Annotated in this window: 14 protein-coding genes and 1 pseudogene; 3 read left to right on the top strand and 12 right to left on the bottom strand. The window is 33.2% G+C overall.

Annotated elements, in window-relative coordinates; all coding sequences use genetic code 11:
• Window positions 1–29 precede the first annotated feature (29 nt).
• Together JCM7501_RS11960 and gltA are read left to right on the top strand one after the other, a co-directional pair.
• Window positions 30–905, top strand: a pseudogene (locus tag JCM7501_RS11960) (sulfide/dihydroorotate dehydrogenase-like FAD/NAD-binding protein).
• On the top strand, window positions 892–2,292 hold the full coding sequence (gene gltA, locus JCM7501_RS11955) for an NADPH-dependent glutamate synthase (RefSeq protein ID WP_012996083.1): 1,401 nt from the start codon (window positions 892–894) through the stop codon (window positions 2,290–2,292). The pseudogene JCM7501_RS11960 and the gene gltA overlap by 14 nt, the downstream one beginning before the upstream one ends.
• Window positions 2,293–2,556: 264 nt before the next feature.
• Here the strand turns inward: gltA and polX are convergent, their stop codons facing one another.
• The 7 genes from polX to sigY all read right to left on the bottom strand — a co-directional run bounded on the left by polX (window position 2,557) and on the right by sigY (window position 7,614).
• A complete protein-coding gene (gene polX, locus JCM7501_RS11950; protein ID WP_012996084.1) occupies window positions 2,557–4,278 on the bottom strand; it encodes a DNA polymerase/3'-5' exonuclease PolX in 1,722 nt (573 codons plus the stop codon).
• A gap of 649 nt (window positions 4,279–4,927) precedes the next feature.
• Window positions 4,928–5,194 (bottom strand): hypothetical protein, encoded by a 267-nt coding sequence (locus JCM7501_RS15450; RefSeq protein WP_256201473.1) that lies wholly within the window; start codon window positions 5,192–5,194, stop codon window positions 4,928–4,930.
• A 336-nt stretch (window positions 5,195–5,530) separates the two neighbouring features.
• Window positions 5,531–6,106, bottom strand: coding sequence for an ABC transporter ATP-binding protein (locus JCM7501_RS15445; protein WP_256201472.1), 576 nt, complete (start codon window positions 6,104–6,106; stop codon window positions 5,531–5,533).
• A 1-nt stretch (window position 6,107) separates the two neighbouring features.
• Entirely contained in the window at window positions 6,108–6,314 is a 207-nt protein-coding gene (locus JCM7501_RS11935) for a PLDc N-terminal domain-containing protein (protein ID WP_003868125.1), read from the bottom strand.
• A 19-nt stretch (window positions 6,315–6,333) separates the two neighbouring features.
• Window positions 6,334–6,666, bottom strand: coding sequence for a zinc ribbon domain-containing protein (locus tag JCM7501_RS11930; protein WP_003868124.1), 333 nt, complete (start codon window positions 6,664–6,666; stop codon window positions 6,334–6,336).
• Between the two features lie 4 nt (window positions 6,667–6,670).
• Entirely contained in the window at window positions 6,671–7,087 is a 417-nt protein-coding gene (locus JCM7501_RS11925; protein WP_028992551.1) for a zf-HC2 domain-containing protein, read from the bottom strand.
• The gene (gene sigY, locus JCM7501_RS11920) at window positions 7,084–7,614 is read right to left on the bottom strand and encodes an RNA polymerase sigma factor SigY (protein WP_028992550.1); all 531 of its coding nucleotides are present in this window, start codon (window positions 7,612–7,614) and stop codon (window positions 7,084–7,086) included. Before sigY ends, JCM7501_RS11925 begins: the two co-directional genes overlap by 4 nt.
• A 172-nt stretch (window positions 7,615–7,786) precedes the next feature.
• Between sigY and JCM7501_RS11915 the strand changes: the two genes are divergently transcribed.
• On the top strand, window positions 7,787–8,365 hold the full coding sequence (locus tag JCM7501_RS11915) for a YdcF family protein (protein ID WP_028992549.1): 579 nt from the start codon (window positions 7,787–7,789) through the stop codon (window positions 8,363–8,365).
• Between the two features lie 149 nt (window positions 8,366–8,514).
• Here JCM7501_RS11915 and JCM7501_RS15440 read toward each other — a convergent pair whose 3' ends face one another.
• The 5 genes from JCM7501_RS15440 to JCM7501_RS13345 all read right to left on the bottom strand — a co-directional run.
• Entirely contained in the window at window positions 8,515–8,742 is a 228-nt protein-coding gene (locus tag JCM7501_RS15440) for a hypothetical protein (protein WP_256201471.1), read from the bottom strand.
• A 43-nt stretch (window positions 8,743–8,785) separates the two neighbouring features.
• Window positions 8,786–8,920, bottom strand: a complete 135-nt coding sequence (locus JCM7501_RS15435) for a hypothetical protein (protein ID WP_256201470.1) — start codon at window positions 8,918–8,920, stop codon at window positions 8,786–8,788.
• A gap of 30 nt (window positions 8,921–8,950) precedes the next feature.
• Window positions 8,951–9,400 (bottom strand): type II toxin-antitoxin system HicB family antitoxin, encoded by a 450-nt coding sequence (locus tag JCM7501_RS11905; RefSeq protein ID WP_245599089.1) that lies wholly within the window; start codon window positions 9,398–9,400, stop codon window positions 8,951–8,953.
• A gap of 2 nt (window positions 9,401–9,402) precedes the next feature.
• The gene (locus JCM7501_RS11900) at window positions 9,403–9,669 is read right to left on the bottom strand and encodes a type II toxin-antitoxin system HicA family toxin (RefSeq protein ID WP_003869675.1); all 267 of its coding nucleotides are present in this window, start codon (window positions 9,667–9,669) and stop codon (window positions 9,403–9,405) included.
• A gap of 139 nt (window positions 9,670–9,808) precedes the next feature.
• Window positions 9,809–10,049, bottom strand: a 241-nt coding sequence (locus JCM7501_RS13345; protein ID WP_218184443.1) for a hypothetical protein, incomplete at its 5' end; no start/stop codon positions are given.

The raw sequence follows: 10,049 nt of genomic DNA, 5'->3' as shown, positions 1-10,049 counted from the left end.
AAACTATTAAAAGAAGAAGGAGGATTATCATGTTCAAAATTTTAGAAAAAAGAGAATTGGCACCTTCCATCAAGTTGTTTGTAATAGAAGCACCAATAGTGGCCAAAAAAGCAAGGCCAGGCCAATTCGTTATGCTAAGAATAAAAGAAGGAGGAGAAAGAATTCCTCTCACCATTGCAGATTATAATTCAGAAAATGGCACTGTCACAATAGTATTCCAAGAAGTAGGTAAAACCACACGGGAATTAGGAACTCTAGAAGCTGGAGACTATATCCAGGACTTTGTTGGGCCTTTAGGTGTACCGGTGGAGTTTCCTAATCACAAGAAAATTTAGGAATAGGCGGAGGCCTTGGTATTGCTCCACTTTATCCTAAACTCAAAATGCTTCATCAGCAGGGAGTAGAAGTAGTTTCTATTATAGGTGCTAGGACAGATGAATTGCTAATATTGGAAGAAGAGATAAAAGCTGTTAGCGACAGGATGTATATCTGCACCGACGACGCTCAAAAGGTCGCCATGGTTTTGTCACAGTAGTACTTAAAGAGCTTTTAGAACAAGGTGAAAAATTTGATGAGATTATTATCATAGGTCCACCAATTTTGATGAAAATAGGAAGCGAAATTACCAAGCCTTATGGCATACCCACTATGGTGAGCTTAATCCCATAATGGTAGACGGCACAGGCATGTGCGGTGGGTGTCGTGTCACCGTAGACGGAGAAACCAAATTTGCTTGCGTTGATGGTCCGGCTTTCGACGGCCATAAAGTAGATTTCGATGAACTAATAAAAAGATTGGCCACTTATAAGGAAGAAGAAAAAATTTCCCTCGAAAGATTTAATGAAGCTCATGAATGCAAATTAATCAACAAAATAGAAGGAGCTGATAAAGATGCCGTTAAATAGAAGTAAAAAGAAAACACCTATGCCTGCCCAAAAGCCTGAAGTCCGCAGGCGTAATTTTAACGAAGTAGCTTTGGGCTATTCGGAAGAAGAGGCAGTTAGTGAAGCCCAGAGGTGCCTTCAGTGTAAAAAACCAGGATGTGTTGAAGGGTGCCCCGTTCAGGTACAAATTCCCCAGTTTATAAAACGTATTGCAGAAAGAGATTTTGAAGGAGCTATAAAGATTATAAAGGAAACCAACAGCTTGCCCGCCATATGTGGCAGAGTCTGTCCACAAGAAGAGCAATGCGAGAAAAACTGTGTTTTGGGCAAAGTAGGTGAACCCGTGGCCATAGGCCGCCTGGAGCGGTTTGCAGCAGACTGGGAAAGAGCAAAAGGTGTCCGTCCCCCGGTAATTCCTAAAAAGCTTGGCAAGAAAGTAGCCATCATTGGTTCCGGGCCCGCCGGCCTCACCTGTGCAGGAAATTTGGCTAAACTCGGCTATGAGGTAACGATCTTTGAAGCTCTTCACAAACCTGGCGGTGTACTGGTATACGGTATTCCTGAATTCAGGCTACCGAAAATTATAGTGGAACAAGAAGTAAAGTTTATACAACAGCTGGGCGTAGAAATTAAAACTAACATGGTTATGGGCAAAGTTCTGACGATAGACGACCTTTTTGAAATGGGGTATGAGGCTGTCTTTATCAGCACCGGAGCTGGCCTCCCGAAATTTATGGGCATACCTGGCGAAAACTACCTTGGCGTGTATTCAGCCAACGAGTTTCTAACCAGGATAAACCTCATGAAGGCCTATTCTTTTCCCAACACTGACACCCCCATAAAGGTAGGCAAAAAAGTAGCAGTAATAGGGGGTGGCAATGTAGCCATGGATGCAGCCAGGTCTGCCCTAAGAATGGGAGCTGACGAGGTTCATATTGTGTATCGCCGTTCGGAGGAAGAAATGCCCGCAAGAAAAGAAGAATTCGAGAACGCTAAAGAGGAAGGCATTATATTCGATTTCCTGACAAATCCAGTGAAAATAATAGGTAACGAAAATGGTTGGGTCAAAGGTATTGAATGTATCCGCATGGAGCTTGGAGAACCTGACGCTTCGGGTCGTCGCCGTCCAGTTCCTATAATGGGTTCTGAATTTGTTATGGATATTGATACGGTAGTAATCGCCATAGGTACTGGCCCTAATCCCCTCCTCACAAAGACCACTGAAGGCTTAGAACTTACAAAACACGGTTATATCGCTGTGGATGAGGAAGGACGGACTTCCAGAGAAGGAGTATGGGCTGGAGGCGATATTGTAACAGGTTCAGCTACTGTGATTTTGGCCATGGGCGCCGGAAAAAAAGCAGCTCGTTCCATCCATGAATACCTACAAAACAAAAAATGGCGGTAAACATCTTTCGGTAAACTAAAGAGACGATAGCAAGTCGGTGCTGTAGAAGGACATCATCCAGCTATCGTCTCTTTTATTTATGAATTTATCGTTTTGCCTGTTCATTTATTTCCTGTTCAGCAATCGTTTTTAAAATTTTGTTGCTTGCATCTATTAATAAAAGCTACCTCCTATTTTGCATCTTTTGAAAAAACAAAGAGCCGCCTTTGAGCTGGCTCATCAATTCTCTGCTACCGCATATGCTTTTGTAAAAGCCCTATCAATTTATTCACTTCCCTTCTGTCTGAATAATTTGTAGATTTCATGAACTTCATAAGTGTTTATTACATCTTTTGCCTCCAACCAGCCTTTTCTGGCAATTCCTACCCCATACTTTACATCATTTAAGCCTTCTATGCTGTGGGCATCAGAACATATTGCAAGTTTTACTCCTTTTTCTTTTGCATGCTTTACATACCGCCAGTCTAAGTCAAGCCTATAAGGGTTTGCGTTTATCTCAATTATTTTGCCATAATGGGCTGCTGCTGCTATAACTTCATATATATCTATTTCATAACTGTCTCTCGCTAAAAGAAGCCTTCCTGTAACATGCCCTATTATAGTTGTATATTTATTTTCTATGGCCTTTATCATTCTTTTTGTCATATCTTCTTTACTCATCCTGAAATGAGAATGGATGGATGCAATCACAAAATCGAATTGTTTTAATATTTCTTCTTCATAATCTAAAGAACCATCAGGCAGTATATCAGACTCTATTCCTTTAAATATGACTATATCGTTATATTTCTTACTTAACTTTTCTATTTCCTCCCATTGCCTTACTAAGTCTTCTTCTTTGAGTCCTCCTGCATAAAAAGCAGATCTGCTATGGTCTGTGATGCCTATATACTTATACCCCAATTTTCTCGCCGTCTCTATCATTTCTATAAGTGTATTAGCCCCATCGCTGTAAGTCGTATGAACGTGGAAAACTCCCTTTATATCTTTTTCTTCTATTAATTTCGGAAGCTCACCTTTTTCTGCCGCTTCTATTTCTCCCATGTTTTCTCTTAATTCTGCAGGAATATATAAAAGTCCTAATTTATCAAATATCTCTTCTTCGCTTTTACATTCTATAAGTTTATCTCCTCTAAAAAGGCCGTACTCGTTCATTTTGATATCCATTTGCTTCGCCCTATGTCTCATTGCAGTATTGTGCTCTTTACTGCCTGTGAAATGATGAAGTGCATAAGGGAATTCTTTTTCTGTTACAACTCTTAAATCTGCATTTATACCTGATTTTAAAGTGACACTGGTTTTTGTATCTCCCTTTGCTATAACTTCCCTTACATCTTGGTAATTTACAAAGGCTTCCATAACCTTTGAGGAATCTGATGCTGAAGCCAAAATATCAATATCTTTTACTATCTCTTTTTTCCTTCGTAAACTACCTGCAATTTTCGTCACTAATGCAGTTTTAGTCATATCTAAATATTCCTTTAATTTAAGCGCTTCTGTGTAAACTTCTGCAAATAAATGCTGACCGCTGAATTGCTTTACAAACTGTATCCCTTCCAAAATTTTCTTTTGAGTCTTTTCCCCAAACCCCGGAAGGTCTACCAATCTATTCTCTATACAAGCGTACTCCAACTCTCTAATTGTGGTAATATTTAATTTTTCGTATATAGTCTTTATCTTTTTTGGACCAAGACCGGGAATTTTAAGCATTTCAACAAGCCCTTCCGGAATAGATGCTTTTAAATTCTCATAATATTCCATTTTACCCGTTAAAACCAGCTCTGTAATCTTTTTATTAATTGCTTCCCCTATTCCCTTTATCTCTTTTAACCTGTCTTCTTTGACAAGAGTTTCTATATCTTCCTCCAATAATTCTATTGTCCTCGCAGCATTATAATAAGCTCTCGATTTAAAAGGATTTTCCCCTTTAAGCTCTAGCAATAAACCTATATCGTTTAAAATATTGGCAATTTCCTTTTTATCCATTTTACATTTCCCCTTTAACACACAAAATCTTTAGTACATTATACCACAGAAAAAATAAAAAAGAGAGGAGATAAAACCTCTCTTTATAAAAGACAAGGGGACGGTTCTTTTGTCTTATTTCAATATGAAACAAAAAAACCGTCTCCTTGTTCGGGAAAAAGTTATATTATTTCAATTTTGTTCATTATTTTCATTGTAAATATGGACAATATTATGCAATATAGTATTGCCGATATAATTGTAGTTAAAATATTTTCTGTACTAAAGGAATTCGCAAGTGAAATTAAGTTGTAGGGAATAAATTTAGCTATTTTATCAATATTTACTAATATTGATGAGACTATATGAAGTATTAATACTAATAATGCAGCTATTATACCTTTTTTCAAAATGCTACTCAAAAATATAAGCAATGTTATTATGAAAATATAATAAATTGACATTAAGATAGATGATATTAATATTTTATTGAAAGCTATGACGTTGTTATGGAAAAGTGTTGTTGCGTAATAGTAATTAATAGCAAATCCAGTTATTATGAAAATTGACAAAGTAACGGAATAATGAAGTATTTTTGATATGACAATAGCTGAAAGGTTAGCATCTTTAGAATAAGGGAATACTAATTTTTGTGAAGACACTTCTTCACTTAGGGTTCCATGAGTGTTAAAAGCACTATCAGTAATGATATTTGATTTAAATCCTTTATATAATTTTGTACTGCAGATTTCATATCAATTTGTATTAAAGAAGCTAAATCACCATTTATTTCATTTTTAAGCATTTCTGGAAGCAATTTAAGGATTATAGGATCAAGTATAGCAAATAGAACAATGCCAATTAGAAGTATTAGATATTTGTAATGCCTCCACGATTCTATTATTTCCTTTTTCAGATATGCTTTAAAGGTGTTCATTTTGCTTCACCATCCTTATAAATATGTCCTCTAGAGTATTTTCTCTTCTTTGCAGTGATATAACAGGTATACTAAGTTTGATATTTCATTGAGGATATTCTTTTTTGCTGCTTCAATGTCATTTACGTAAATACTTATAATATCATTCTCTATTTTAATATCATCAATCCATTTTACATTATTAAGTTTTTCTTCAGCATTGGTAGGTAAATTTTCAAAGACAATATCATACACAGGCTGAATATATTTTTGCTTTTAATTCTTTTAATCTTCCTGAAAAGATAATTTTACCTTTATCAAGTATGCCAACATAGTCGCAAACTCTCTCAGCATCACTTAATATATGGTAGATAAGAATATGGTTTTTTCATTTTTCTTCATTTCCAAGATTTGATTAAGTATATCATATCTGCTTTCTGGATCTAAGGCAGATGTAGGTTCATCTAAAAAAATTATTTCAGGGTTATCTAAAAGAGCCACCGCCAGTCCTAATTTTTGCTTCATTCCTCTTGAATAACCTTGTATTTTTTTGTTGGCGGCTTCTTTTAATTTAACTGTATTAAGGAGTTCTTCCACTTCTGTTCTAACTTTTTGATGAGGAATACCTCTTATTTTACTTATAAAATACAGGTATTCGCTACCAGTCATGTAGTTATAAAAAGTAGGATTTTCAGGAAGGTATCCTATTTCGTTAATTAGTTTCCTATTATTTCTATTTAACATTTTACCATTGATATATATTTCTCCCTCATCATAATCAATAAGCCCTGTTAAAATATTCATTGTGGTAGTTTTGCCAGCACCATTTCGCCCTAATAAGCCGTAAATATTTCCTTTTTCAACTTCAAAACTTATCCCTTTTAAAACTTCATATTTACCGTATTTTTTTGTTAGATTAAAAGCTTTTATCATGTTATTCTCTCTCCCTGCCTATAGTTAAAAATATCAAGCAACCTAATATTTCTCCAAAGATTATAATTAAAAACCATGCCCATTTTGGAAGATATTTAACTTTGTCTTTTGAAAGTCTGTAAATTGAAAATACAGTAAGTCCTAACTGGATTATAGCTAAAGGAAGAAGTAGTTTTATTAATTCAGGATTGCTTAATTTATCAATCATTAATTTAGACCTCCTCAGATTATTTTAATTTTGTTGAACATTCAGGACAGTATTTCCAATCATCTTTTATTTCAGCTCCACATTTTGGACATGTTTTCTTTAAAGAAGTACCACAATAAGGACAGAATTTGTAATCATTTCTTACTGTTTTCCCACAATTAGGACATTTAAGATATCCATACCTTGTTACAAAAAGGTATATGATTAAAGAGGTAGGTATATTTAGGAGTCCAAAAATCCCCCATGCCCAGTAGTATTTTTCACCACGTTTTTTTGCATCCATAAAAATCCATAAAGCTTGAAGAAATAATAGGGGTATTACAATTATTAAAATTAATGTGTTTTTGGACATTTTATCATCTCCTTGAAGTCTTTAATTTGTAAAAGGGTATTAAGATTAATGGCAGATTGAAATAAAGGAAAATTTGCGTGTATAGGAGCAACCTAACATCCAAATTTGCTATAAATAATACTGATGATATTAAGAAAATTATTGATGTGGTTATAAAAATAAGCAATTCAAGTCTATCTTTTCGTTTATTTCTTATTTGCTCTGCCTTTTCTATAATTTCTGCGATATTTACTTGCAAGTCTGACATATCAATTTTAACATCTAAGGTATCCATGTAATTTAATGTTAGTTTTAAATTTTTTTTGAATGTATAACAGTCACTGCAATTTTCAATATGTGAAATTACTTCTGTATTGTCACTAAGTTCATTGTAGTGAATATCAATTATTTTGTCTTGTATTTTTTTACATTCTCTTTTCACAATATACCCCTTCTTCCCATTTCTGACATTATTTCTTTTATAGCATTGTGTAAACGTGACCGTACTGTGCCAACAGGGCAGTCCATTATTTTCGCAATTTCTTGGTATTTATATCCATAATAGTGTTTTAAAATGAATACTGCTCTTTTCTCATAAGGCAGTTTCATTAAAATATTCATTAGTTCGCTGTATTGAATATTTGTCATAGCGGTCTCTTCTACATCTTCTTCAGTATTTGAAAATATTTCTTCTACAAGTTCAATATTTTTGTGTTTTTTTAAATAATCTTTAAATGTATTAGTTGCGATTTTTAAAAGCCATGTTGAGAACTTGACTTCAGGAGTAAAATTTTTAATATTTAAAATAGCTTTGAGCATTGTTTCCTGTACTATATCCTGGGCAAGCATCGGTTTACCTGTCATTTTAATGCAATATCCTAATAAAGTATTATAGTTTTGGGAGAGTAACTCATTTAGAGCATATTTATTACCATTTTTTGCTTTATATATTAGTTCTTTCTCTTCCATCACCTGCCCACCCTTCTACAAATTAAACGCGTGACTAAGTAAAAAGTTCATAATTTTATTTTATCAAAAACTGGTTATTTATAAGTGTATTGTGAAGAATTGTTTTAGTAATAGGATATATGTTGTATAATGATATAAAGGATTTTATTATAATAATTTGGAGGAAAGTTTAATGAAATTATTATTGAGGTTTATAGGGATTTTAATAGTAATTTTTGTTACAGTGGTAATAACATTAGAATATCAGATAATTTCTTTTTCACTTTATGAAAAACCAAAAAAATCTGATGTGATAATAGTTTTAGGCTGTGCAGTATATGGAAAGACGCCAAGTCCTTTTTTCAAAGAAAGGCTTGATGAGGCTTTGAGACTTTATAAAGAAGGGTATGGTAAGTATATAATAGTCTCTGGAGGAAAAGGTCCTGGAGAGAATATTTCGGAAGCTGAGGCAGGAAAAGAATATCTTTTAAAAAATGGCATACCTCAAAAGATTATTTTAACTGATAATAAATCTCTTTCTACATATGAAAATTTATTTTTTTCCAAGAAAATTATGGATAAAAATTCATTAAAAACAGCAATAATTATTTCAAATAAATTTCATTTAAAAAGGGCAAGTGTAATAGCAAAGCGTATTGGAATAGATGCAAGTTATTCTGGGGTCTTCTTAAAAAGATATATGTTGAGTGATGAAGCTTATGGTTTTTTACGTGAAATACCTGCACTTTTATATACATATTTAAAGGAATGAAGAATATGGTTGTCTTTTATTGCATCAAAATTAACCGCAATAGCACCATAAAACAGGGCTTTTTCATCAATTTCGGACGGTTCTTTTGTCTGCAGACAAAAGAACCGTCCCCTTGTCTGTTGTCTATTGTCTACTTGTCTATAACATTTTTATTCTTTCAACTCGACTATTGGAGGGAAAATATATGGCTTACCAAACATTTTATCAGTAATAAAACTAACAATAAAGCTCATTTCACTAGCCATAAAATTCAAAAGGTCTGAAATATTTTCTTTAATTTTGTCTTCTGTAATTACTTCACTAAAATGAAAAGTACCAATCAATTCGATCTTAATATTAAATATCTTTTGTGGATCAAATCCTATTTCTGCACTCAACTTGATTTCAGCTTCATTGTTGTTAATACCTATAATTTCATAATCAAATTTTTCTTTTTAATTTTACGCCTTTTCCATCTGATATCATAGTATATGGCAGACTTTCAGCTATAATTCTATTAAGTTTAATGTTGCTTTTTTCTATCTTTTTAATAATATTTGTTCTCTTTTTAGGCATGATACCACCTTCATTATTAATTTACCAATTCTACATTATCACCTTTTTCCATTTTCCTATTAACGACTCAATTATTATGTCATTAAATACTGGTCTATAATCACTGCTTATATCTTTTTTTGCTCTTTTATAACCAATGGCAAATGAGAGTAGATTTTGAATTAAATTATTTAAACTTACCCCTTCCTCTTCAGCCATTTCTGAAAGTGTTTTGTGCATGCTCTTAGGAATTCTTAAAAGAAGTTTACCACTATGTTCGCTTTCTTCCCTATACTCTTCTTCTGGAGGAATTTTCTTTCCCTTTTCTTTGGCTGTTTTAATCCAACATTTTATTGCATCCTGAACATTTTTTAATGCGTCTTCTGGGGTTTCTCCATCACTTATACAACCATGCAATCTTGGTACAATAGCCAAATAACCACCTCCATCTTCTTCAGAAAGCTTAACAATTTCAACTCTGTAGTTTAACTCATTTGGCATTATTATTCCTCCTCATCTTCAAATTTAACATCAAGCAATTCAATAAGCTTCAAAGCCTTTTTTACATAAACCGCCTTAATGTGAGGCCTTCCTTTTGGAATAGTTAATATGTCTTCTAGGTCAGCATGAGAATAAGTTATATGACTTGAACCACTTCCTGGCTCTCGAGCTTCAAATCCAAAATATTTTAAAATTTTATCTATTTCTTCGAATCTAACATTTTTAGGATTTTCTTTTATTTTTTTATACAGTTTTTTAATCTGGCTCATGAAAATCTCCGTAATATTAAATATAGCCATAATAAATTGCTTTATTCATTTAGTACTATATATGATATCATTTTTTATGTATCAATTCAATAACCTTAAACACTTTTGGTAATATAAAGTTTTTGTAGCAGATATAGTTTTAGATAAACTTACCATTGAAAAATTTTAACATCATTTTCCTAATGGTTAAGAGTTTCATTACCGAACGGTAAGCATCTAATATTTCCCCTTTTTTAATTTTAGTGATAAGCTTTTGTTGAGTAGCATTGTCTATTCCTAATAGTGGCCAATATTTTTTTGCAAATTCCTCTGAGGGCTTTCTTTTATTAAAAAAAGCCCTCACTTGTTCTATATACACAATAGGGCTTTGTAAAGTAAAA

This window comes from Thermoanaerobacter thermocopriae JCM 7501 (genome assembly GCF_001310975.1).
In the GTDB taxonomy this organism is placed as follows: Bacteria; Bacillota; Thermoanaerobacteria; order Thermoanaerobacterales; family Thermoanaerobacteraceae; genus Thermoanaerobacter; species Thermoanaerobacter thermocopriae.
Note: the sequence above shows the minus strand (reverse complement) of the source record. Positions and strands in the feature narration are given on the sequence as shown.

Bases quoted from the DNA above. Each gene is read 5' to 3' on its own strand.
- gltA (WP_012996083.1), top strand. From the start codon at position 892: ATGCCGTTAAATAGAAGTAAAAAGAAAACACCTATGCCTGCCCAAAAG.
- polX (WP_012996084.1), bottom strand. From the start codon at position 4,278: ATGGATAAAAAGGAAATTGCCAATATTTTAAACGATATAGGTTTATTG.
- JCM7501_RS15450 (WP_256201473.1), bottom strand. From the start codon at position 5,194: ATGAACACCTTTAAAGCATATCTGAAAAAGGAAATAATAGAATCGTGG.
- JCM7501_RS15445 (WP_256201472.1), bottom strand. From the start codon at position 6,106: ATGATAAAAGCTTTTAATCTAACAAAAAAATACGGTAAATATGAAGTT.
- JCM7501_RS11935 (WP_003868125.1), bottom strand. From the start codon at position 6,314: ATGATTGATAAATTAAGCAATCCTGAATTAATAAAACTACTTCTTCCT.
- JCM7501_RS11930 (WP_003868124.1), bottom strand. From the start codon at position 6,666: ATGTCCAAAAACACATTAATTTTAATAATTGTAATACCCCTATTATTT.
- sigY (WP_028992550.1), bottom strand. From the start codon at position 7,614: ATGGAAGAGAAAGAACTAATATATAAAGCAAAAAATGGTAATAAATAT.
- JCM7501_RS11915 (WP_028992549.1), top strand. From the start codon at position 7,787: ATGAAATTATTATTGAGGTTTATAGGGATTTTAATAGTAATTTTTGTT.
- JCM7501_RS15435 (WP_256201470.1), bottom strand. From the start codon at position 8,920: ATGCCTAAAAAGAGAACAAATATTATTAAAAAGATAGAAAAAAGCAAC.
- JCM7501_RS11905 (WP_245599089.1), bottom strand. From the start codon at position 9,400: ATGCCAAATGAGTTAAACTACAGAGTTGAAATTGTTAAGCTTTCTGAA.
- JCM7501_RS11900 (WP_003869675.1), bottom strand. From the start codon at position 9,669: ATGAGCCAGATTAAAAAACTGTATAAAAAAATAAAAGAAAATCCTAAA.